The sequence below is a fragment of the Micromonospora sp. LZ34 genome (genome assembly GCF_052981855.1).
On the sequence record NZ_JBRIQN010000070.1, the window covers coordinates 1 to 23926 of the forward strand.

17 protein-coding genes and 1 pseudogene are annotated in these 23926 nt (G+C 69.6%); 6 read left to right on the forward strand and 12 right to left on the reverse strand.

Features of this window, described 5'->3' with window-relative positions; all coding sequences use genetic code 11:
- Window positions 1–899 precede the first annotated feature (899 nt).
- Window positions 900–1700, forward strand: a complete 801-nt coding sequence (locus ACVCAH_RS34720) for a maleylpyruvate isomerase N-terminal domain-containing protein (protein ID WP_447140450.1) — start codon at window positions 900–902, stop codon at window positions 1698–1700.
- 12 nt (window positions 1701–1712) lie between these two features.
- On the opposite strand, the pseudogene ACVCAH_RS34725 reads toward ACVCAH_RS34720, so the two are convergent.
- From ACVCAH_RS34725 to ACVCAH_RS34765, 9 genes and pseudogenes are all read right to left on the reverse strand, one after another.
- Window positions 1713–2494: pseudogene (locus ACVCAH_RS34725) on the reverse strand (transposase family protein).
- Between the two features lie 467 nt (window positions 2495–2961).
- On the reverse strand, window positions 2962–3894 hold the full coding sequence (locus ACVCAH_RS34730; protein ID WP_447140451.1) for an ROK family protein: 933 nt from the start codon (window positions 3892–3894) through the stop codon (window positions 2962–2964).
- Between the two features lie 82 nt (window positions 3895–3976).
- Window positions 3977–5434, reverse strand: a complete 1458-nt coding sequence (locus ACVCAH_RS34735) for a lyase family protein (protein WP_447140452.1) — start codon at window positions 5432–5434, stop codon at window positions 3977–3979.
- Window positions 5435–5499: 65 nt separating this feature from the next.
- Window positions 5500–6453 carry an amidohydrolase family protein gene (locus ACVCAH_RS34740; RefSeq protein ID WP_447140453.1) on the reverse strand — a complete coding sequence of 318 codons (954 nt, stop codon included), beginning with the start codon at window positions 6451–6453 and terminating at the stop codon, window positions 5500–5502.
- A complete protein-coding gene (locus ACVCAH_RS34745) occupies window positions 6450–7442 on the reverse strand; it encodes a creatininase family protein (RefSeq protein ID WP_447140454.1) in 993 nt (330 codons plus the stop codon). The genes ACVCAH_RS34740 and ACVCAH_RS34745 overlap by 4 nt, the downstream gene beginning before the upstream one ends.
- A complete protein-coding gene (locus tag ACVCAH_RS34750) occupies window positions 7430–9223 on the reverse strand; it encodes an ABC transporter permease (protein WP_447140455.1) in 1794 nt (597 codons plus the stop codon). Before ACVCAH_RS34750 ends, ACVCAH_RS34745 begins: the two co-directional genes overlap by 13 nt.
- Window positions 9220–10293 carry an ABC transporter ATP-binding protein gene (locus tag ACVCAH_RS34755; RefSeq protein WP_447140456.1) on the reverse strand — a complete coding sequence of 358 codons (1074 nt, stop codon included), beginning with the start codon at window positions 10291–10293 and terminating at the stop codon, window positions 9220–9222. Before ACVCAH_RS34755 ends, ACVCAH_RS34750 begins: the two co-directional genes overlap by 4 nt.
- A 136-nt stretch (window positions 10294–10429) precedes the next feature.
- Window positions 10430–11437, reverse strand: coding sequence for an extracellular solute-binding protein (locus ACVCAH_RS34760; RefSeq protein WP_447140457.1), 1008 nt, complete (start codon window positions 11435–11437; stop codon window positions 10430–10432).
- Window positions 11438–11528: 91 nt separating this feature from the next.
- Window positions 11529–12692 (reverse strand): ROK family protein, encoded by a 1164-nt coding sequence (locus ACVCAH_RS34765; RefSeq protein WP_447140458.1) that lies wholly within the window; start codon window positions 12690–12692, stop codon window positions 11529–11531.
- Window positions 12693–13352: 660 nt separating this feature from the next.
- Between ACVCAH_RS34765 and ACVCAH_RS34770 the strand changes: the two genes are divergently transcribed.
- The gene (locus tag ACVCAH_RS34770) at window positions 13353–15983 is read left to right on the forward strand and encodes a sugar-binding protein (RefSeq protein WP_447140459.1); all 2631 of its coding nucleotides are present in this window, start codon (window positions 13353–13355) and stop codon (window positions 15981–15983) included.
- A gap of 1536 nt (window positions 15984–17519) precedes the next feature.
- Here the strand turns inward: ACVCAH_RS34770 and ACVCAH_RS34775 are convergent.
- Window positions 17520–18443, reverse strand: a complete 924-nt coding sequence (locus ACVCAH_RS34775) for an NAD-dependent epimerase/dehydratase family protein (protein WP_447140460.1) — start codon at window positions 18441–18443, stop codon at window positions 17520–17522.
- Window positions 18444–18472: 29 nt separating this feature from the next.
- Between ACVCAH_RS34775 and ACVCAH_RS34780 the strand changes: the two genes are divergently transcribed.
- On the forward strand, window positions 18473–18679 hold the full coding sequence (locus ACVCAH_RS34780) for an integrase core domain-containing protein (protein ID WP_447140466.1): 207 nt from the start codon (window positions 18473–18475) through the stop codon (window positions 18677–18679).
- Between the two features lie 126 nt (window positions 18680–18805).
- Here ACVCAH_RS34780 and ACVCAH_RS34785 read toward each other — a convergent pair whose 3' ends face one another.
- Complete coding sequence (locus ACVCAH_RS34785; RefSeq protein ID WP_447140461.1) at window positions 18806–19870, reverse strand: ArsR/SmtB family transcription factor; 1065 nt, start codon at window positions 19868–19870, stop codon at window positions 18806–18808.
- Window positions 19871–19973: 103 nt separating this feature from the next.
- Here ACVCAH_RS34785 and ACVCAH_RS34790 point away from each other — a divergent pair, with 103 nt between their 5' ends.
- Entirely contained in the window at window positions 19974–20408 is a 435-nt protein-coding gene (locus ACVCAH_RS34790) for a peptidoglycan-binding domain-containing protein (RefSeq protein ID WP_447140462.1), read from the forward strand.
- Window positions 20409–20568: 160 nt separating this feature from the next.
- Entirely contained in the window at window positions 20569–20907 is a 339-nt protein-coding gene (locus ACVCAH_RS34795) for a hypothetical protein (RefSeq protein ID WP_447140463.1), read from the forward strand.
- A gap of 326 nt (window positions 20908–21233) precedes the next feature.
- On the opposite strand, the gene ACVCAH_RS34800 is transcribed toward ACVCAH_RS34795, so the two are convergent.
- Entirely contained in the window at window positions 21234–22136 is a 903-nt protein-coding gene (locus ACVCAH_RS34800) for an IS5 family transposase (protein WP_447140464.1), read from the reverse strand.
- 298 nt (window positions 22137–22434) lie between these two features.
- Between ACVCAH_RS34800 and ACVCAH_RS34805 the strand changes: the two genes are divergently transcribed.
- Window positions 22435–23280: a hypothetical protein gene (locus ACVCAH_RS34805; RefSeq protein WP_447140465.1), complete on the forward strand. Its 846-nt coding sequence runs from the start codon at window positions 22435–22437 to the stop codon at window positions 23278–23280.
- Window positions 23281–23926: the final 646 nt, after the last annotated feature.

The following is a 23926-nucleotide window of genomic DNA, read 5'->3' on the forward strand; positions in this document are numbered from 1 at the left end:
GCTCCTCAAACGCCTCGCCATCCATGGTCCCCTACCCACCGCCGCATAACCCCGACGAATTAACGGCGAGGGGCACTTAGAGATCGCGCTCCTCACCGAGGCTGGACTCGTCACCAAGGGCACCGCCATCGCCACCACCATCCACCAGATTCAACTCCTCGACAAGGAACTACCCCACGCCAGCCACGACTTCAGCGTCGATCTTGCGATTACCCCCACCGAGGTGCTCACCTACACGGCGGATCGAGATCGACCGGCAGGCATCATCGTGAAAGGCCTCCGTCAAGATCAGCTAGACAGCATCCGGATTCTGGGCGGCGCAAGGTGGCAAGACGCCCGGCACAACCCCTAGCAGGGCCGTCGGAACAAGCGTTCCCGGGCATCAACGCTGGCTTGGCCGTCGAACCCATAGGTCGAGCAGGCCAACTGGTGGAACCCCAGTTGCTGCGGGCCGCGGGAGATGCGATCAAGCCGGTCGCAAGTGGAGTGCCAACCGACGGATCCGAGCCGGTGAACGCCCGACCAGGGCCATAGGGAATGCCAGGCCAACCAAGGGCGGGAGCGCCGTGCTCCCAATCTGCTCCCAATTTAAGGGGCGACATCGGAGAAGCCCGTTACCGGCGATTCCGGTGACGGGCTTCCTACCTGCCTATATTTATGGTGGGCGATACTGGGATCGAGCCAGTGACCTCTTCGGTGTGAATCGGGACGCTGCGCTGCCTCTGAGCTGCTGAAACGGAAGACTGCAGGTAGGGGCCTGTGCTGTTGAATGAGCCTTTTTCATCGTGACGGTGCAGGTCACGGCAGGTGGAACCCTGGTGCGCCAGTGCCGCCGCGCCCGCCGCGTCGGCTGTGAAAATCGCTGTCCGATTGTCGGAGCACAGTGATAGAAAGCCGGGGTGCACAAATTTCTCACGTTCTCTGATCATCTGCGGCTGATTGACGAACGGTCGACCGCCTTCCGCGCCGCGGTCGCTGCGGCGCCCAGCCTCGACGTGCCGGTGCCGAGCTGTCCGGGGTGGACGCTGTTCGATCTCGTGCAGCACGTGGGCATGGGCCGCCGCAAGTCGGCCGCCATCGTCGCCGCAGGGCCTGCAGACGCTCCCCCGGAGAAGTCCGCTTGGGAGGACGGCACGGGTGCGCCTCGGGAACGCGAGGCTCTCCTGGCCTGGTGGACCGAGTCCGTCGAGCGACTGACGAGCGCGCTGCGCGAGGCCGGCCCGGACCGCGGTTGTTGGACGTGGTGGGGTGACTCGCAGTCACCGCAAACCTCCGGTGCATGGGCACGGCGCCAGGTTCCCGAGATCGCGGTGCACACCTACGATGTCCAGCTCACCGTGGGTGCCCCGCAGCCGCTGCCGGACGAGGTCGCCCTCGACGGTTTCGACGACTGCCAGTTCACCCTCTGCTCGACGGATGTCGCCTGGCCGCACGAACCCGCCGTCGTCGATTACTACGCCACCGAGGGCCGCTCTTGGCGCCTTCGGCTGTCCCGCGACGGCGCATGGGCCGCCCGCCTCGGCGCGCCGGCTGCCAGCGAGGACCCGGACCCGGACACGGCCGACGCCTCCGCCCGGGGCACGGCCAGTGACCTGGTCCTGTTCTTTTACGGCCGCATACCGCCGGATTCTCTGAAGCTAAAGCTGGACGGCGACCGTCGCATCTTCGACCAGCTCATCGCCTGGGACCCGTCCGTGTAACAACGATCCCTTTTATCCTGCGTAGGCCGGGTTCTCGACGTGGTGCAGAACCAGGATCGCCTGCAGGATCGCGGTGGCGCGGTGTGGGCAACAGCGCAGTTTCGTCAGAACTTTCCAGGTCTTGATGGTGGCGTTGGCGCGTTCACCGATGGCCCGGATCCGGGTGTGAGCGCGGTTGACCTTCTTCTGCCAGCGCGGCAGTTTCGGCCGGTAGCGGTGGCGTTTGAACGGTGTGCGGATGCTGCCGCGGGCGCCTTGGTATGCCTTATCGGCAAAGGTCATCACGTTGGCGCTGTTCAGGGCGTCGATGATGCCGGAAGCGCGGGCCGCGGTCAGGTCATGGACCGAGCCGGGCAGGGCAGCTGAGGCCCAGACCAGCCGGCCTGCCGGGTCGGCGACGACCTGTACGTTCAGGCCGTGACGGCGGTGTTTTCCCGAGTAGTAGGGCTTCTGGTTGGCAACTCGGTCGATCGGGATCAGAGTTCCGTCGAGGATCGCGTAGGCCAGCCGGCGGATCCGGTCCATCGCGGCGTTCAGGTCGTCTGCGGTGGCGGCAAGCAGGTCGACAGCTTCCCGGACGTACCGCCAAGCCGTCGTGAAACCGATCTCGAATCCGCAGGCCAGGCGGGTCAGGGTGTCACCGTTGCGCAGGTGGGCGAGCGCGAGCAGTGCCTGCCGGCCGGGATCAAGGCGCCGCCATCGGGATCTGCGCTGTTCACGGTGGCGGCGGATGAGACCCGCGAGGTGGTTCAGGCTGCGGGCGGACAACGAATCGCGGCAGGGTAAGACAGCACAGCGAGGCTCCCGGCTGGGGCATCTGATCTTGGTCGACTGCTGTCTTACCGGGAGCCTCGTCCTATGTCGACACCTGGGGTCTCCACTTGGCCGTGACCTGCACCGTCACGATGAAAAAGGCTCAATGCAGTTCAGTGCGGTTGGGCGCAGTTGAGGGCCGTTGAGCGCGCCCCAGTGCTCCCATCCCGCTCCCCCAGCATCCCGCTGCGGCTGCCTATTCGAATCGGCGCGGCCGCTGCCCAGGTCGGATCACTGGCCCGCTACCCGTTGCTGGCGAGCACGGACGAAGTCTCGGTACTCGTCGCCGGCTACCGCGAAGTTGACCCACCGGTCCGGGCTGCGCCGGGGGGTGGGCGGGCCTCTCGATAAGCGTCGTAGCTTCTTATGGGGGGTTTGAGCCTCGGCAGGCAGGCACGGGTCAGCCAGCCTAGGCGGCCGGTACCGGCGACGGTACGGCCGGGACCGGTCACCTTGGTGCCGGCACCGCCTCGCGGGCTAGGATGATCGCGCCGAGCAGGGCGGCGTCGTCGGCGAACTGGGAGAGGACAGTCTCCGGCGGGTAGGGCAGCACCGCGGCGAGCCGCTCAACCAACAGTCCGCGGATCAATTCGCTGCCTGCCACCCCGCCGACCAGCACCACCCGCTGCGGGTCGATCAGCAGGCAACAGGTGACCAGGTGGCGGGCCAGCTCGTTGACCCGGGCGGTCAGCGCGTCGCGGGCCGGACCGGGCTGCCCGGTCGCGGCGACCAGCCCGGGCGCGGCACCCGGCAGGCCCAGTTCGTCGGCGAGCCGGTCCAGCGCCCGGCCGGAGAAGGCCAGCTCCAGCATCGTGCCCGGCCACGGGCCGCCGGCGACGGCGTACCCAATCTCGCCGGCCGCGCCGCGGTGACCGGCCAGCACCGACCCGCCGACCGTGACGGCCGCCGCGACGCCGGTGCCGAGGCCAACCACCAGGCCGGGGTCGACGTCGCGGAGGGCGCCGAGCCGCAGCTCGGCCAGGGCGGCGGCGTTCAGGTCGTTGTCCACCGCCACCGCCGGCGCGCCGAACCGGTCCCGGACCGCGTCGGCCAGCCGGAGCCGGTCCCAGCCCGGCACGTTCGGGGCCAGGTCGATCCCGTCGGGCCGGACCACGCCGGGCGAGGCGATCCCGGCCGCCGTGATTCGCCCGCCGACCTCCCCCACCAGCTTCGCGGCCAGCTCCAGCGCGCGGTCCAGCGCTTGCCGGGCACCGCGCTCGGCGTGCGTGGGGACCCGCTCGCGGGCCAGTAGCCGGCCCTCGCCGTCGGCCACCCCGACCGCCATCTTGGTACCGCCGAAGTCGATGCCGAGCAGCAACGCGGCGGCGCCGCCGCCCCCCGGCGCGGGCTGCCCCGCCCGGCCGGCGAGACCAACGCTCACCGGGAGGTCCTTTCGTTCGCGCCCGCAGCACGTGCCACCGCGCCGCAGCACCCCAGTCCGCCGCACGCCTCCGCTCCCGCGCTCATCGGTTCGCCCCCTCGGCGGCGACCGCGTCCAGGGCCGCGTCAGCCTTGGCCAGCCGTTCCCGTACCGCGGCCAGCCGGGCGGCGACGGTGTCGAAGGTGCCGCGCAGCACCACGATCTGCGCCCGGACGGCGTCCGCGCCGGGGCCGTCGGCCTGGGCGCGGTCGAGGACCAGCTCCGGGCGGACGGCGGCGGCGATCAGGTCGGCGACGGCGGCGTCGTCGAGCCCGTCGGTGATCGGCTCTGCGGCGGCCCGGACCGTCTCGGCGGTCCAGGTGTCCGGGGCACCGCCCCGGACCAGCCGCCCGACCACCGAGTGCGCGGCCCGGAACGGCACCCCGTGCCGGGTCAGCGCGTCCGCGGCGGCGGTGGTGGTGGCGCCGGAGGCGACGATCTCCGCCCGCGACGGGGGCTCCAGCGGCTCCAGTTCGGCGAGGAACCCGCCGAGCAGGGCGAAGAACCGGTCGGTACGGTCGTTGCTCTCCCAGAGCCGCACCTGCACGTCGGTGGTGGCGTTGTTGGAGTCCTCCCACCAGGCGGCGCCGACGTTGTTGAGCACTGAGGCGGCGTCGGCGGCGGTGGCCCCGGCCATCGAGACCAAGTGCTCCAGCACCACCGGGTTGCGCTTCTGCGGCATGATGCTGCTGCCCTGGGTGAAGTCACCGGGGGTGGTGACCCACCGCCAGGTCAGCCAGTCCATCAGGGTGCGGGCCAGCCGGGCGCCGGTGGCCAGCGACCGGGCGTTGAGCGTGCCCACCGCGACCAGGTGGTCGGCCCCGGCGACCGCCTCGTACGAGTTGGTGACCAGCCCGTCGAAGCCGAGCAGCTCGGCCACCCGGGCCGGGGCGATGTCCAGGTCGGTGCCGGCGAAGGCGCAGGAGCCCAGCGGCGAGGTGTTGAGCGCCTCGATCAGGTCGGCGTAGGCGACCGCCTCGCCGGCGAGGGCCTCGGCGTAGCCGGCCAGGGCGTGGCCGATGGTGGTGGGCTGGGCCGGCCGGCGGTGGGTGTAGCCGGTGATCACCACGTCGGCGTAGCGGTGCGCCCGGTCCAGGGTGGTCGCCCCGGCGGCGAGCACCCGGTCGAGCACCCCGAGTAGCTGGTCGCGCAGCAGCATCCGGAACACCCCGGCGTCGAGGTCGTTGCGGCTGCGGGCCATCTGCACGTCCAGCTCGGACGTGGGGATGCCGCACGCCTCGGCTAGCCGCTTCTCCATCAGGTAGTAGGTGTCCTCGAAGCTGCCGTCGAACGCAGGCGCCGGGGTGGTGTCGGCGCGCAGTTCGGCCAGCCCGCGCAGCAGCCGGGCGCCCCGCTCGACGGGGATCAGCCCCTGCTCGGTCAGCATCACCACGTGCGCCTGGCTGGCCCGCACCATCGCCGGGAACAGGTACCCGACGTGGTGGTCGTAGGTCGGTCGCAGGTGGTGCCGCTGGTAGGTGGTCAGCGCGGGTGTGCTCATGACGGGTCTCTACTTCCTTCCAGGCCTGGGCGCGACGCCGGTCGCCACGCCCGCGCGTCAGCCGGTCAGTCGTCCAGGCCGAGCAGGCGCTCGGCGTTCCCGGCGAAGATCGCGCGTAGGTGGTCGTCGGGCAGGCCCAGCTCGCGGCAGATCCGCAGCTGGTCGTCGAGGTAGCGGGTGACGTAGCCGCGCGGGAACCACGACGAGTCGCTGCCGAAGACGATTCGGTGCGGGCCGATGGTCTCGTAGCAGCGGCGGAAGAGGTCCTCCAGCGTCAACTGGTACGGCATCCAGCGCACCCACTGGTTCGAGCCGGAGGTGTCGACGTGGATGTTCGGGCAGCCCCAGGCGGCGAAGAGCAGGTCCTGCACGTGCTGGACGCCGAAGTGCGGCACCACCACGGCCAGCTCGGGAAAGCGGCGGGCCATCCGGGACAGCTCGTCCGGGCCACCGTACCGGCCGTGGGAGAGGCCACCGGCGCTGCCGTAGTGGCCGATGTGGATCAGGATCGGGACGCCGAGACGCTGGGCCGTGTCCCAGAGCGGATCGAGGGCCTCGTCGTCAAGGGGCCCGCGCAGCAGCGGGGCGAACAGCTTCAACCCGCGCAGGCCACGCTCCACCACGGCCCGTTCCAGCTCGGCGGCGGCGCCAGGGGCGTACGGATCGTGGTGGGCGAAGCCAAGCAGCAGATCCGGGTGGCGGTCCACCACGTCGGCGACGGCGTCGTTGCCGCCGCCGGTGACGAAGACCGCCCGACGGATGTTCACCGCGCGCAACTCCTGGGCCCACCGGTCCGCCTCGTCCTGCCAGCGCTCAGCCGGGGGCTCCGGGTCGGGGAACCCCCAGGCCCGCCGCCACTGCTCGGCGTACGGGGCCGAGCCCGCAGCCCGCACCGCCCGCTCGTGCTCGCCGCCTGGGTGCATGCCGGCGGCGTGTTCGCAGGCCCGGATGCTCTCATCCGCGCCAATTCGGAAGTGTAGGTGGAAGTCGACGACGTCCAGTCCGCGGTCGACGGTCACGTTCCCTCCTCCGCCGGAGATTCGTCGGCCAGCGAGGAGCCGGCCGGGGTTGGCAGCGGGCCGTCGGTGGGCGGGGCGGGCGGCGGGGCGGCCACCCAGGCGGCGATGATCTCGCGAAGCCGGGCGGCAGCCAGCTCCCGGACCCGCCGGCCCGCCGGCTCGCCGGCCAGCGAGACGTGCCCGGACCAGCCCTCCCACGGGTCCGGCCGGGACTCCACCAGCACGTACGGGTGCCGCACCGGCAGCTTCGGCTTCGGCGGCACGTCGGTGGCGGCGTCGAGGCGGACCGCGCCGGGGTCGAAGCCGAGCACCCCGGAGGTCTCGTACGCCCCACCGTGGCCGCGCGACGGCAGCGGGCCGTACAGCTCGGTGGTCTCGGCCGGGGTGACCAGCTGGAACCAGTTGACCAGCAGCAGGCTGGAGGTGCGCCGCCCGGAGACCCACTCCATCGCGGCCCGGACGGTGGACATGTTGGCGTCGTGCCCGTTGACGATCAGCAGCCGACCGAAGCCGGCCGCGACGATCCCCTCGATCACGTCGGCCAGGTAGCCGACCGCGATCTCCGGCCGGATCGCCACGGTGCCGGGCCACGGGCGGGTCTGGCCGGGGCAGGCGGCGTACGGCACGGCGGGAAAGAGCACCCCACGCGGACCCGCCGCCGCCCCGCGCCCGCCGGCCGGGGTCGCGGCCCCGTCCGGGGTCCCCCCGCCGGACGGGGCCGCGCCGTCGCCGGAGGCCGCGCTCTCGCTGGCGAAGCCCTCGGCGAGGATCAGGTCGGTGCCGAGCGGCAGGTGCGGGCCGTGCCACTCGACCGCGCCGACGGGCAGCACGGCGAAGTCGGCCGCTGCCGCGACCGCCGCCAGCTCCCCGCCGGGCACCCGGGCGGCCGGGACCAGCCCGCCGTCGGCGAGCCAGCGCCGGACCGGGTCGTCGCCCGAGTTCCGGCCGTTGCCGGCCGGAGCACCACCGGGGTCCGTCAGGCCGTCCACCGGGCCGCCTCCCGGGTGGACCGCCGGCCGCCCTCCAGCCGGCCGGAGACCACCATGACCACGAAGATCAGGACCACCTGGAGCATGCCGTACGCCGCGGCGGTGCCCACCTCGAAGGAGTACATCCGGTTGTTGATCTCCACCGAGATCGGCGCGGTCTCCGAGGTGTAGATCAGCACCGAGGCGACGAACTCGCCGACCCCGTGCACGAAGGCGAGCAGCGCACCGGCGACCACGCCCGGCAGCATCAGCCGCAGGGTCACCGTGCCGAACGCGCGCCACCAGGAGGCGCCCAGGTTGCGCGCGGCCTCCTCGAGCGACGGGTCGATCTGGGCCAGGGTGGCCGAGCTGGACCGGAAGACCAGCGGGAGGAACCGCACGAAGTACGCCAGCGGCATGATCCAGAAGGTGCCGATCAGCACCTGGCCGAAGCTGAACGCGTTGCCGGTGCTGAACGCCGAGATCAGGTTGATCGCCACCACCGTGCCGGGCAGCGCCCAGGCCAGCATGACCGCCACGTCGAGCAGGCCCCGGCCGCGGAAGTTCAGCCGGCGCACCGCGTACGCGATGAGCACGCCGACCACGACGCAGCCGACGGTCGCGATCAGGCTCATCTGCAGCGAGTTGAGGATCGGCTGGAACGCGTCCGGGTCGGCGAAGATGGTGACGAAGTTCTGCGTGGTGTACGCCGCCGGCACCACCTCGGTGGTCCAGGACCCGTCCTCGGAGAACGCGACCAGGGCGATGGTCGCCACCGGGGCCAGCAGCACGGCGGTGGCCAGCAGCGACGCGACCAGGGCCAGCCAGCGCCCGAACGGGTTGGTGATCTCCCGCCGGTGCGCCGCGACGCCCTTGGACTGGGAGCGGTAGCTGCGCCGCCCCTCGTACCAGCGCATGCCGAGCAGGAAGAGTACCGACACCACACCGAGCACCGAGGCGTACGTGGAGGCCATCGGCAGGTCGCCGTTGGTGCGGTTGATGTAGATCTGCATGGTCATCGTCTGGTCCACCCCGAACAGCAGCGGCGCGGTGTACGACGCCAGCGACGTCATGAAGACCAGCAGCGAGGCGGAGACCAGCGCCGGCGTGAGCATCGGCAGCAGCACCGTACGCCAGACCCGGAGCCGGCCGGCCCCGAGGTTGTACGCCGCCTCCTCCACCGACGGGTCCATCCCGCCCAGCGCCGCCGACGCGGAGAGGTAGAAGTACGGGTACATGGTGAAGGTGTGCACCACCAGCACCCCGGCGATGCCACTGAACGGCAGCACCGGGTCGGCGGTGCCGAAGAGCTGCTGGAGCCCGCGCGGCAGGATGCCGGTCTCGCTGTAGAGCAGTTGGAACGAGATGGCCCCGATCAGCGGCGGCAGAGCCGCCGGCACCAGGATGATCGCCTCGATCAGCCGGCGGCCGGGGAATGAGAAGCGCTTGAGCAGGAAGGCCATCGCCACGCCGACGATCCCGCAGAGCAGCACACTAGCCGCGGAGATGACCAGAGAGGTGATCAGGGAAGACCGGGCCACCCCGTCGCCGCTGAGGAAGCTGCCGTAGTTCTCCACCCCGTCCACGCCGACGCTCTCGGCGAAGGTGGCGAACATCGGCTGCACCACGTACCCGAAGAGGATCAGCGCGAGCGGGAAGACCAGCACGTACGGGAACCAGCGGGATCCTGTACCGCCGGCGAACCGGCCAGCGAGGCGCCGGCGCGGGGCGCCCTGCGGCGCCGGGTCCCCGGTGACCGGCGGGACGGTGGCCGGGCTGGGGGTGGCGGGGATGGTGGTCACGGCCGCACCACCCACATCCGGTCCCGGTTCAGCCGCAGCCCGACCTGGTCGCCGACCCCGATCCCCGTCGGCACGTCGATCGCCGCCACCTGCACCGGCTCGCCGGCCACGTCGACGACCAGGTTGGTGGCCATGCCGGTGAACTCCACCTCGGTGACCCGGCCGAGCAGGGCGCCGGATTCGGTGGCCGAGGTGAGGCCGATGTGCTCCGGGCGGACCGAGACCAGCGCGGTCTGGCCTTCGCGCAGGCCATGCCCGGCTGGCGCGAGGACGGCGACCTCGCCTCCGGTGGGCAGCCGCACCGTGACGGACTGCGCCTTGGCGGCGACCACCGGCAGGGACAGCACGTTGCTGCGGCCGATGAAGCGGGCCACGAAGCTGGTGGCCGGCCGGTGGTAGATCTCCTGCGGGGAGCCGATCTGCTGCACCCGGCCGGACTGCATGACCGCGATCCGGTCCGACATCGCCATCGCCTCGGCCTGGTCGTGGGTGACGTAGATCGAGGTGGTGCCGGCCTCGCGCTGGATCCGGCGAATCTCCACCCGGGTCTCCTCGCGCAGCTTGGCGTCCAGGTTGGACAGCGGTTCGTCGAGCAGCAGGGTGCGCGGCCGGATCACCAGCGCCCGGGCCAAGGCGACCCGCTGCTGCTGACCACCAGAAAGTTCGTCGATGCGTCGGTCACCGTAGCCGGCCAGGTGCACCTGGCCGAGCGCCTCCTCGACCCGCCGCTTCGACTCGGCCCGACCGACCTTGCGGATCTTCAGCCCGTACGCGACGTTCTGCGTGACGGTCATGTGCGGGAAAAGTGCGTAATTCTGGAACACCATGCCGGTGTCGCGCTTGTTCGGCGGCCGACGGGTGACGTCCTCCGCGCCGAACCGGATTCGCCCGGACGTGGGGAAGTAGAAGCCGGCCACCATCCGCAGGGTGGTGGTCTTGCCGCAGCCACTCGGGCCGAGCAGGGTGAAGAACTCCCCGGCGGCGATGGTGAGGTCGACGTCGTCCACGGCAGCGGTGTCGCCGCCGCGGGCGAAGCGCTTGCTCACCGACTCCAGCGCGACATCGATCATGATGTCCTCTCCCTCGTGCGGTTCCGGACCTGGTCGGTCCTGTGGTGGGGTGGCGGGACGGCTCGCGTTCCCCACCCGGCTCAGAGGCGGCGGGGTCGCGCCGGACCGGGGCAGGCCCGGACCGGCGCGCACACGGTCAGCCCTTGTTCTTGATCTGGCTGTTCCAGTGGTTGATCCACTCGGTCTCGTTCTTGCCGACCACGTCCCAGTCGACGTTCATCGGCTTGAGCTGGAGCTGGGCCAGCCACTCCGGCTTCTCGGCGATGTCCACGGCCGGGATCTGGAAGTAGTCCTTGGCCAGGTCGGCACGGAGCTTGTCGTCGAAGAGGAACTCGAGGAACTTCTGGGCACCGGTGGTGTTGCCGCCCTTGACTGCGGCCAGGCCGTCGACGAGCACCGGGGCGCCGGACGCCGGCATCACGTAGCCAAACGGCATCTTCGACTGGTTGGCCTGGAGCAGGATGTCCTGGAGGTTCCAGGCGCTGAGTACGCCCTGCTGCCGGGACATCTTCAGGTAGAGGTCGGTCGGGTTGGCCGCGTACGTGCCGGTGTTGGCGTCGAGCTTCTTCAGCCAGTCGTAACCCGGCTGGGGGTTGCTGCCGTCGGGCGACAGCCGCTGGATCATGGAGGCGTAGATCGACCGCATGGTGCCGGACGCGGCCACGTCGCGGATGATGATCTTGTCCTTCCACTCCGGCTTGAGCAGGTCGTCCCAGTCCTTCGGGGCCTGCTCCGGAGTGAGCGCCTTGTTGTTGTACATGATGACCTCGGGCAGCAGGATCTCGCCGAACCAGCGGCCCTCGGGGTCCTTGTATTTGGCGTCCATCTTGCCGGCGAACTCCGGCTGCAGGGGGGCCAGCAGGTCCTCGGTCGCGCCGGCGGTCAGCCCCTGCTGGGTGCCGCCCCACCAGACGTCGGCCTGCGGGTTGGCCTTCTCGGCCCGGACCCGCTCGAGGATCTCCTGGGCGCCTAGGTTGAGGATTTCGACCTTGCCCTTGTACTCGGGGTACTTGGCGGTGAACTGGTCCACCACGTAGGTGGAGACCTTTTTGTCGCGGGCCGTGTAGATGGTCAGCTTCTCAACGCTCGCGTCACCGCTGCCCGCACTCTCACCGCCGCCGCAGGCGGTGCCAGCGGCCAGCACTGTGGCAAGTGCACCGGCAAGGAGAAGGCGACGTCTCATGGGGTACCTCCGAAGGGGTTAAGGGGGAACTGCGGTCATCAGGGTTCGAAGATCACGGGGCGGGCAGCAGGGTTGGCAGGCCGGCGGCGGCCGCGGAGAGCGCGTAACTGACCGCGCCGTGCAACACCGCCTGATCGCCGAGCACTGCCCTGCGGACCTCGGTCGGGCTCGGCGCGGCGGCGGTGACCAACGCCTGGAGGCGTTCCACGGCCGGGTCGTCGAGCTGGGCGGCGGCCCCGCTGAGCAGCACCCGCCCGGGGTCGATCACACAGGCGCAGGAGACGATCAGCCGCGACCAGGCGGTCAGCAGCTCGTCCAGGTATGCGGCGGCCCGTTCGTCGGTGGTGGCCAGCTCGACCAGGGCGCCCACCGGGGAGTCCGGACGCCGCCCGGGGGCCAGCGCCACCACCCGTTCGGCGATGGCGTTCTCGGACCAGCGGGCCTCGAACGGACCGATCCCGTCGTGTCCGCGGTCGGCCGGGTCCAGCGGCAGGAAGCCGACCTCGCCGGCGGCGCCGCCCGCGCCCCGACGGACTTTCCCGTCGAGCACCAGGCCGGCGCCGATGCCGTCGGCCACGTGCAGCAGCAGCAGGTCGGCGACGTCGCTGCCGGCACCGGCCGCATGCTCGCCCGCCGCCATCAGGTTGACGTCGTTGTCCACCACCACCGGCACTTGGAGGCGCCGCTGCACCGACTCCCCTATCGGCCGCGCCTCGACGAGGCCGACCGAGGGAGCCAGGCGTACGGCGCCGCCGGAGGAGACGCCGGGCGCGGCGATGGCCACCCCACGCAGCGCCGGAAGGCCGTCACCGGCCAGTTCGGGCACCGAGCGGCAGATGGTGTCGACAATGTCGCCGGTGAGCCGGACGGCCCGGTGGGCGACCACCGTTCCGTCGCTGTCGGCGATCTCGCAGCTGATCCGGGACGGTTCCAGCGACACGGCAGCGACCAGTTCGGCCCGGGGATTGAACTCCAGCATCGCCCGGGGCCGGCCCGCGCGGGACGCCCCGGGGCCGCGTTCGATGAGGTAGCCCTCGGCGATCAGCTCACGCACGAGCGGGGTGAGGGTCGCAGGGCTGAGCCCGGTGAGCTCGGTCAGCTCGGCGCGGGAGAGCACGCGCACCTGACGGGCGGTGGAGATCACGGACAGCCGCTTGATCTCCTTCGACCGCTCCCGGCTCACCGGGCTCGTTGGTGGCGTCACCACGTCAGTCACATTTCCTTCCTACGGCGAACGAATTATGGAGTCAAGTAACGAAACCGTCTCGGGCCCGGACCGCAGCTGGCGAACAGTGAACCCGCTTTCGGTCCGCCGCATCGTTGGGGCGGCGGCCTTGGAGCACGCCGAGGCCACAGAACGAGGTCGACGGCCTGCCACGGCGGCTCGCGACGGCTCACCGTCTACTCCTCGGCGCCGCTCCTGCTGGGAGACCGAAGCAAGCTGGACAGACCGTAGCGGCAAACGCGGACATACGGCGTTAGATGCCGCAAGGCTGGACCATTTCGCGCTGCAAGTTGATTCTTTTGATAGCGAAGAAAATGCCCGCCAGGGTATTGACGGGCCTCTGAAGGGATCTTTAGCGTTACGAATCGAAGGTCCTTCCAGCGCAGACGGCCAGCCGTGGCGCTGAGACAACCCGCGGCCGTCCACTGCGGACGCGGGCCGCGTGCGCGGCTCTCTCCCACTGCCGCACGCCGATTTCGTACTCCGAATTAACCGGCGAGTCGCAAGGAAACACGACCTCCACGAGTCGAGGCGCTCCGGCCGGGCGCCGGCTGGCTCACGGTACCCGTATCCCCCCACACGAAGAGGTATGCCCTGATGAGATGGCGCGCCCAAGCCGTGATCGCCGCATGCGGTCTGTTGTTGGCGGGAATGGCAAGCCCCGCCCAGGCAAAGCCCACGAGCGATCCGATCGACCTGGACATCATGTTCATCGGCGCTCACCCGGACGACGAGGCCGGGCAGCTCGGCATGTTCGGCTACTGGAACGAGTACCACGACATGAAGGCGGGCGTCATCACGATGACCCGCGGTGAGGGCGGCGGCAACGCGGTCGGCCTCGAGGAAGGGCCCGCGCTCGGCATTCTGCGCGAGGCCGAGGAGCGCCGGGCGGTGGGCTGGGCGGGTGTCGAGAACGTCTACAACCTGGACGCGCTCGACTTCTACTACACCGCAAGCGCGCCGCTGTCCGAGCAGATCTGGGGTTACCAGAACTCGCTGTCGCGCATCGTGCGGACCATCCGGACCACCAAGCCCGAGGTCATCGTCACGATGAACCCGTCGGCGACGCAGGGCAACCACGGCAACCACCAGGAAGCCGCGATGCTCGCCGTCGAGGCCTTCTACGCGGCGGCCGATCCCAACGCCTTCCCGGAGCAGATCAAGAAGGAGGGTCTGGAGCCGTTCCGGGTCGCCCGTCTGTTCCAATCCGGCGGCAGTGGTTCCGGCCCCAGTGGACCGGCCTGCGAGACGACCTTCACACCGTCCCAGCCCACCAACACCATCTTCAGCACCTGGCAGGGCTACGAGTCCGCCCGCAACGGCGGCACCCGGTGGAACCAGGTGAACGTCTGGGCGCGCCGTGAGTACGCGTCGCAGGGCTGGGCCGACACCGGGGACGCCGGCACCAACCCCGCGACCATCGGCTGCAACCGCATCACGATGATCGACAGCCGGACCCCGTACCCGAACCCGAACGTCGGTGGCACCGCCGCGCTGCAGGGCACCAGCATCCGTGCGGAGGGCGGCCTTCCGCTCGGCACCGAGCTGCACGTCCGCTCCGAGTCGTGGGAGGTGCTGGCCGGGCAGTCGTTCGAGGTCAAGACACACGTGCGCGCCAACGAGGCCATCCCCGGTGCGAACGTGACGCTCGAGGCGCCAGCCGGCTGGACCGTCCGGGGTGGCGGTGACATCGGCACCATCACGCCCAAGCGCGAGTCCGTCGCCACGTTCACCGTCACCCCGCCACAGACGCTCGTGGCCGGGGAGCGGTTCCGGCTCAAGGCGAGCATGACCACCGAAAAGGACGGCGCCGGCAGCAACACCACCCTGGTGCAGGCGACCGCGCCGGTACGCGGCACGCTTGAGCCGCTGCCGGAGGTGAGCGACTTCCGCGAGTGGACGCAGGCCAACCGCGTCCAGTCGCTCGACGCGCTCATCGATTCGATGCTCAGCATCCCCAGCGGCGGCACCCGCCCGATTCGGGTGGACCTGACCAATCACAGCGACCAGGTGCAGGCCGGCACGGTGAAGCTCACCGTGCCGCCAGGGTTCGCCGTAGCGGAGGCGCAGCAGAGCTACAGCGGCTTGCAGCCGGGGGCGCGCGACTCGGTCACCTTCACGGTGACCAACACCGATGCGTCGCTGCCGACCTCCAACCGGGCACCCAACAACGGTGCGTACCCGGTGCGGATCGAGACCAGCTACGTCGACGGCAGCGCCGTCGAGCCCGGCATCCTCAACCTGGTGCCGGTGACGACCATCCCCAAGGCGGCGGCGCCCGTTGTGGACGGCACGGCCAGCCCGGGCGAGTACACCGGTGAGGTCATCGACATCTCGACCCGCTGGGAGGGCAGCGCGGCCACGGCCACGGACATCTCCGGCACCGCCCAGCTGACCTACACCGACGATGCGATTTACGCGCTGTTCACCATCACCGACGACGTGCTCGGCTCGGTGCTGCCGCCCGAGGACTGCAAGCGTCCGCGGCGCAACGACAACATTGAGTTCGGCATCGACCCGCGCGGTGGTTCGCCGAACACGGCGACCGTGTTCAACGTGGCCCTGTTCCCAACCACCAAGGACCCGGCCAACGGCAACCCACCGTGCTTCGCGCGGGAGCGGGACAACCACCAGGGCCCCGGCCCGGAGACCGCGCCCGGCATGGAGGTGGCGTCGGTCCTGTCCAGCCCGTTCAACGGATACCGGATCGAGGCGAAGGTCCCGTTCAGTGTCCTGCCGGACGGCATCGACGCCCAGACGATGGGCATGAACATCCTTGTGAACGACTCGGACACGCAGGACCTAGCGGGCCAGACCCGCGTGGGCTGGTCGACCTGGAGCGGCGTACGCGCCGACCCGTGGCGCTGGGGCGTGGCGCGCCTGGAGGGTTTCACCACCCAGCCTTCGTCGCCCAAGGAGCCGATCATCCCCGACACGGCAGCCATGAGCGTCGACTCGCCGCAGACGATCCTGCAGTCGAGCCGGGACAAGGTCGCCCCGGGTGGCTGGACGGCGTTGCGCGACGGCACGATCAAGATCGATGACGTGTCCAAGCGGCGCGACGGCGTCGAGGTCGAGCTCGAGGCCCGCAAGGCCGGCGTGGCCAAGGTGTTCGTCTGGGATGGCGACGAGATCCTGGCCAGCGCCGCGGTCGAATTCCGCCGCAAGGGTGTCCGCGACGTGTGGCTTCCGCTGAACGGTGGCGTGCCCAGTGGTGCCACACTGCTGGTGTCCTACCAAGTGGGCGAGGCGACGACGGGCATCGCCAAGCAGCTTCGCTAACAAGGTCTGCCGCACAATCGCTCTACAGTTGACACCACAGAGGGGCCGGCAGTCAGCCGGCCCCTCCTCGGGTCAAGATCCGCACAGTTGCTCAGGATCTGTTGCCTTCGAGCCATCGTTAGCGAAGTGCCCCGGCTGGCCGGGGACTTCACCGCCGAGTAACTGACCGAACCGGCCGGCCAACGACTGGATCGCACTCGCCTGCGTCGCCGTTGCCTGCTGGCTCAGTGGCTCTATCTGCTCGCACTTGACCCGGACCTCACGTAAGCCGTAGTTGGGCGCCTTCTTGTAGCCGCGCTCGTACCGGAACGACTGGCGTCGAAGACGACGACGATCGGTTCATCGCCCTGGCTCATGTGGAAAGGGCAGGACCTGGCTTCCACCCGACTCCGTACGCCGCCGTGGGCCGGATTCTTGGGACGCCCCGCACGACCTGCGGGTCCCTATGGTCGCTGCACCTTGCGGTCCAAGACGGGCGCTCCAGCCGTGCACCTAGCCGAGAACGCGAAGCATCGCCTCCGGGTGCGGCCGCTCGCGCTCTTGCCCGGCCAGGTCACGTTGCCTCAGTTGCCTCAAGCATCTGCAGCCCCACCCCGGCATAGGCGAGGCGGCGCTCGACGTCGGCCAGCGACAGCTAGTCCACTGGTTGTCCTCGTGGACGAGCCAGTACCCGCGCTGATCGTCGAGTGGGCGCGCGACAGCCGGGTGTTCATCCGGGTCGGGCTGGGGGCTCGAAGTCCCATGGCGCCGGGCGGCTGGGCGGCGACGACGTAGACATGCGCGGGAACCCGGTGATTGATGAGTTCGAGCTCGGTCGGGCAACCTCGCCCGGCGAGCACCTCGGTCCGAGCGCGCGGGCGACTGGGCCTCCTGCTCGGAAGGTTGCCTGTGGGACCCGATTCTCAAACAGCGGGATCCGCGCCGAAGCCATCACGACGTCACCCGGAGCCGTACGTCGATGCCGCATAGCCCTCGTGAATGGCGTCAGCGGGCCCCAGGACGACAGCCAGCACCATCCAGGCGGGGAGCAGCGAACCCTGACCACTTCGGTGTTGTCTGGGAGGTCACACCCACTCGCTCGCTCACATCATCGCAGGTCACGGCGCCCTTCTCCGCCCGACGCCAATGAGCACTTCGGACGCGGTGACCACTTCGCCAAGCTGCACCCAATCTGCACCCACCTGCAAGGCATGATCGCTCGCAGGATCCTTACCGCGTGACCTGCGGATCCTCCCCTACCAGGCGACATAGAGTGCCGTTGACTTCTGTTCGCTGCCGTTGAGTGCAGTTGTGTGAAACAGGACGCTGCACCGACTCTGACCTGGGGAAAGGTGGAGCCCCAGGCAGGGGTGGGTGCAGTTGAGCGCCGTCCGATGCCGTTGAGCGCAGTTCAACGCCGTTCAGTGCAACCGGCTGCTCCCAACCTGCTCCCCCGATCCCCGCCTCAAATGGACCCACACGGTCTGCGCAGAAAGCTAGCGCCGCCACCCAAAAGGCTCCCGACCGACATCAGGCCGACGACGGCACGCGATCGTGTTAGGCAGTCGGTGCCGTATCGGCGAAGGTCTCGCGGAGCGCCGAGTCCAGCGACCGGCCAGTCGCCGGCTCGATGAACAGCTCGGCGAGCAGTAGGTCGGCGAGGTGGATGAGGTTGATGCCCGACGCTCTACGACGGAGGGCCTGCAGCACGCCGCCAAATCGTAGGGAGGCGCGTGCAACGCCGGCAGGCAGGCGACCGACCCGGCGGCGTCGGCCGACCGCCTCGGCGATGCGCGCGATCATGTCGTTCCACGTGAGGTTCTCGTCGGCGACGGGAATGTCCTCACCGCGGGCCTGCTCGAGAACGTCGACCGCGACTCCGGCCACGCTACGCGCCGAGGCTGCGGCAGTCCCGCCGGCGGGGACGACCAGGGGTGAACGAGACCTCGCCCAACGGTCCAGCGGACCGGCCCAGTTCGGCAGCCGGTCGCCGGCCCGGCCGAAGACGAACGGCAACTCGAGCACGGCAACCGGCAGATCCGGGCCGGCGGCCGCCCGTCCCTCCTGGGCCTGCTCCACCCGGCACCGGACGTACGTGTGTCGGGCCGCAAGACGCCACTGCGGATGCAGCCGATCGAAGTAGGTGTAGTACGAGCCCATAATGACCCCGCGGGTGAGACCCTCGTGGCGGGCCGCAGTGAACAGGCGCACCACCGGTTCGACGATGTCCCGGCGGAACACCGGATAGATCGGCTTGCGCAGCGGTCGCTGCTCGTCCGTGCGGGCGGCGTACACCACACCGTCAAGTCCGGCAAGCAGCGGCCGCAGTTCGTCGACCGAGGCAGACTCGAGATCGAGTACGTGATCAACACCCGGATGGGCGGTGCGCGCCACCGTGGTCACAGCATGGCCTCGCTCGCGCAGCACGTCCACGACATGGGCACCGATCAAACCGCTTCCACCCACTACAAGAATTCGCACGCCGAATCGTCCACGCCAGACCCTGGAGCCTGTCAAGCCATGATTTGGGCGAAGGGCGGCACCTGTCGAGCGTCTTGACCGAGTACACCGCCCATTACAACGGCCACCGGCCACACCGATCGCTCGGTCAACAACCACCGAATCCGTCATCGCAGGTCGTCGACCTCACTGCCGCCCGTGTTCAACGACGCCCGATTCTGGGCGGGCTGATCAACGAATACACGCAGGCCGCATAGCCACAACCCGATTTACGAGCCCCACAGCTCGGCGCCTGGCCCGACGCCGAGTACCGCACCCTCGCGCCCGCGCCGGTCCTGAACGCGGTTACGTTCGGGCGGCCGATCGCCTGACGTGCTTGATCGTCACCGGATCCGGTGTAACGCGGCCTCCTCGCCGGACCAGGCCGCGATGTCCGGCATCCTGCAGCGATCGGGCCTCGGAGCTGAGTGTCCGCCCTCCAGCAGCGCCAGGCCCAGCGCCGTCGCCGTGTGCAGAACCATGCCGCCGTGCCGGACGCTGCTGATGACGTTGTTCTGCCGCAACACCGCCAGGTGCTTGCTCGCCGCGGGCACCGAGATGTCGGCGAGCCGGGCGATCTCCGACGTGTTGCGGCCGGTCGCCAGCTCCAGGATGCGGCTGCGGGTGGCGCCGATCAGCGATGCCAGCGGCGAGTGCCCGGCGTCGGCGAGGACCCGCACCACCGGGTCGACCGGATAGACCAGCACCGGCGGCAGGTCGAAGTCCGCCAGCACCATCAGCTGCCGAGTTTCCTTGAAATAGGACGGGATCAGCGTCAGACCCCGCCCGTCCAGATACAGGTCGCTGTCGCCGGCCATGCCCCACACGCCGATCTGCAGCAGGCCGTCGGCGTACCTGGCCTGCGGGTGCAGGGTGTCGAGCACCTGCGCCCACCCGCCGGCGACCAGATGGCGTAGCCGCCGCTGCAGGTCGGCTTGGACCGCGGCGGACACCTGCGTCCAGATCGGTGCGAGCACGGCATCGCGGTAGGCCCGCAGCGCGCCGCCGAGCGCGGACAGCGCGGCGGGCTCGCCCCGGCCCAGGCCGTCGACCTCGGCCCGGACATCCTTGTTCGACTCGGCGAGCAGCCCGATCTCGTACTGCAACCGGGTGCGAGGCGTGGCCAGGATCGCCTCGACGCCGGAGTCGAACCCGTGGTCCGAGGGCGTGAGGAAGTCCGGGAAGTAGCCCAGCGGTGGGCTGAGGGTAATCACCGGCGCGGTGCGCGCCCGCAGGTTCCCCGCCGGATGCAGCTGGTGGCGCACCGACCGCTTCCACGCGTCCAGCAGCGGGTGGGAGTGCCGGACGCGCAGCTGGTGAACGCTGAGCGCCATCTCCCAGAACCAGTCGGCGCCGGGCGCGAAGCGGATGCGCGCCAGGTCCGCGCTGGAGAAGTGGATACGCAACACCCGCGAATGTTCGGGGCGGCCGTGGCTCCCTGGCAAGTCCCAGGTTTTCCTCACCGGTTAACAGCCTTGTCCTGAGGCCCGGGGTATCCGCAGGCTTCGAGGCATGTTGACCTTCAAACGTCTTGCACTGGTGGTCGCCGCGGCTGTTCTCGGTACCACCCTCGTCTCCGCCTCGCCCGCGCAGGCGCTGTCCGTCTGTGTGGGGTATGCGACGGTGAACTCCAGCGACGCCCCCACCAAGCAGGTCATCGTCCCGGCGACGTTTGGCCCCGACACCAGCTGCACCCTCTACCAGGGCATCTACAACAACGAGGCGGTACGCCAACTGCAGCAGTCGCTCAACGACTGCTACGCCATGGGCCTGGTCGAAGACGGCGACTTCGGCTCGGGGACCAAGGCAGCGCTGAAGGAGGTCCAGAGCATGATCGGCGTCACCTCTGACGGGCAGTACGGCGTCTACACCCGCGACAAGATGCGTCACCACCCGGCGACCGTTGGCGACATCTGCCATCGGTACAACGGCCCCGGCGGCTACTGAGCCTTCATCATCGCCAGGGCCAGGGTGACAAGGTGGAGCGCCCTACTGGACGAGTCTCAATGGCGGTTGTCAAGCCTTGGCATGCGCCCCCTGGTCCCGACAGTCGTTGCACGCCGCTCCCCTGGCTGCCAGGTTGATCGGATGCCCCACCATGGCCCTCATGACGCTCGGCAAGTGGCTGTCGCTGATCGGCGGCATCCTCGAACTCATCGCCCTTGGCATCGCCACCGTCTCCGCCGTCCGGGCCTATGTGAAGGCGCGAGCACGCGTCGACGTTATCCGGAAGTCCGGTGAGCTTCATCCCACCGACTCAACGAAGGCGGACGAGTACCGCCGCCAACGGGGCGTCGAACCGGACATGACCGGCCGTGATGTCATGTTCGTCCGCACCCTGATCACCTACGGCATCAGTCGCTCGGCTGTCACAAGTGCCGCGGCTACCGTCGCCTTCTTGTCCCTGGGCGTTGCCTTGAGCACTGCCGGGAACTTGGTGCCATGACCAGCCGCCAGCGTGCGGACTGTAAATCCCTCGCGAAAGCTACAGAGGTTCGGATCCTCTACCCGCCACCAGGTGCGAGAACGGCCCCTGACCAGCAGAAATGCGGTCGGGGGCCGATTTTTTTTGGTCCCGCTGAGTCCGGCTGTTACCCACCGTCGATCAGCGTCCGGGGGCGTATCGGGGGAGGATCAGGACGTCTGGTTCAGGGGTTGGGAAATCGGACAAGCCCCGATCCGATCAGCTGCGGTCGCCCGTCCGGCTCAGGGCGGTAGCCCGGAGACCTTGCCATCACCGGTCGACCACTTCCGGCGGTATTACCCCGTGTTTCATAAGGCTCGGAGCCACTGGTTGATGATGGCGATGGTGACGGTGGCTTCGTAGCGGACGGCGAGTTTGTCGTAGCGGGTGGCCATGGCCCGGTGCTGCTTGAGCTGGTTGATGCCGCACTCCACGGCATGCCGCAATCGGTAGTCGGCCGGGTCGAACGCGGGCGGCCGGCCGCCTTTGGATCCCTTGGCCTTGCGGTGGGCGTCCTGGTCGGCCTTGCTCGGGATGCAGAGGCGGATCTTTCGGCGGCGGGCATACCCGCGGTTGCCGCGGCTGGTGTAGGCCTTGTCGGCCAGCACCAGGTCGGGACGGGTGCGGGGCCGGCCGCCGCCGACCCGGTGCACCTTGATCCGTTCCAGCACGGTGATGAACTGTGGGCTGTCTGCGCGCTGCCCACCGGTGATCACCGTGGCGAGGGTCTTGCGGCCCTGTTCGCAGGCCAGGTGCGTCTTGGTGGTGAATCCGCCCCGGGAACGACCCAGCCCATGATCGTCGGACTCGGCGACGACGCCGCCCGGCGGTTCCTTCTGCAGGTGACCGTCGCGGCGGGCACCCGCGGCGTGCTGATGCGCCCGGCTGATCGTGGAATCGACACTCACCGTCCACTCGATCTTCCCCGCCGCGTCCGCCCCGGCCTGCAACCCGGCCAGGACCCTCGCCCACGTGCCGTCACGCTGCCACCGCCGGAACCAGCGATACAACGTCTGCCACGGCGCATACACCTCGGGCACATCCCGCCACGGTGTTCCGGTCCGGACCCGCCACCGGATCCCATCGATGATCTGCCGTTTCGTCCAACGCGGCGGACGCCCCCGGCTCGGCTCCGCAGGCAGGACGGGCCGCAGCCCCGCCCACTGAGCGTCGGTGAGGTCGTGCCGCCTCGCTGCCGCTACCCTGGGCACGAGGTCTCCGGTCGGTCTTCGGTTTGCTTGGTCGCTAACCGATCTACCGGAGACCTCAACTTCTATCGATCACCGCCACGCCGGACCTATCTCACGGCCGGAAAGCCCTTACGAAACACGGGCTAGTCGCAGGCCCTGGCGTAGTCGATCAAACCGGTCGAGACGCCTCCTGAGCTGCGGCTACGCCGGTCATCGGTGGTCAACGATGGCCACCCTTGGTTCGCCTCTGACGGCCTGGGGGCGGCCTGATCTTGCTTCCGGGGCTGGCTTTGCTTTAGCTGTCGGGAAGGATGTCCCGGTGGGTGTTGCGAGCGGGGTCGGCCGGCTGAAGTGGCGGGGCTGGCTGCTGCTTGCTGATTCCGCTGCGGTCGTCCTGGTCGCACCGTGGCATCGATCGGGTTGGTCTGGGGCGTGCTTCGGCGTCGTGGCAACGGCACTGCTGTGTGCGCCGCTGTTCGCCTGGCTGCCGTTGACACGCACGCGGCGGTGGGGCCAATCGGTCGCAGCGGCGCTGCTCATTGTGCTGGCCGCGGTGCATCTGACGTCACAGGTCTTCCTCGCCGGGCCAGTCCGGCCCCCCATGGCCGACTGGGGGATCCCGTTCGTGGGGCTTGCTGGCGCTATGTGTCTCGCCGTCGGCGCGTGGCAGAGGTACGCATCGCGCTCGATCCGTAGCGTGTCGGCGGCCTCGGACGAAGAAGCGGAGCGCAGGCGGTCGCGTGCGGGTCTTGGCACCGCTGCCCTGCTAGCGACAGCCGTCTTCTCCGCCTGGGCCGCCTACCAGCTGGCTCTCGGCGACGGCGCGGAGCCCGAGGCGAAGGTCGAGCCCTACCGTGCCGAGGTACTGCCGCTGCCTGATGGATGGACTGTCCTCGACGAGAAGGAAGGTTGTGGAAGCGGCGGCTGCTACGGGCTGACGCTGACCGCTACTCGGGCTAGGGCTGGCGCCGATCCGGTCGGGGAGCTACGCCGACAACTCCACGACAACGGCTGGTCGAAGGAGTGCGAGCCGGTTGGCGGTCTCCTGCGAGTCCTCCGCTTCGTCGACTGGGGCGGTCACTGCGTCACGGTCGAGCCGGTCGACCCCACCACAGCGAGAATCGACATCCACGTCCATGCGGGGTGGCCGCACGGGCAAGCGTGACCGCGGTAGTGCCCGCAGCGCTGCTGCAACCGTTGCACGTCGGTATCTTGCCGTCCCGGAAGCGCTTGGTGGAGTGGAGCCCCCGGGCCGGGATCGAACCGGCGACATCTCGCTTACACAAGGCGCTTTCGGCAAGGTTCGCACCGTCCGCTGATGTCCGCCGGGTTCGGCTCCGCTGCTACACCCGTCCGCACTCGTCCGGCTTGGGCCGCCACCGTTGATGTCACCGGCTGATTTCAGGTCGCCGCTGCTGCACTCCCTGGAGCGCGGGTGGTGACCCCCGTCGGGGGAGCCTGGTCGGCGTTGCCGGCCGGTGCCAGCGGGTGTCGTTCCCTGTGGTCCTGCCTTCGGTGTCATGCCAGCTGTGACAATTGGAATCGGTCGCGCAGCCCAGCGTTCGCTGACTTTCTGCTGACGCGGCACCTTCTGGTCCGTAGGTCACGGCGGCGCAGTCTTCGTGCGGTGCCGTGCGACATCGGACGGCACGGTTCGGACCGTCGCGGCTCCTGCGATCGCTCGCGTTGCTGTACTTCTGTGCTGTACGTCGATCACTCCGGCCCGCCTGCGGCCTAAGGGCGCGTCTCATTTGGATGATCGTTTAGCTCGGGCATGATCTGCTTCCGTGGACGAGGCCATGATCCGTACC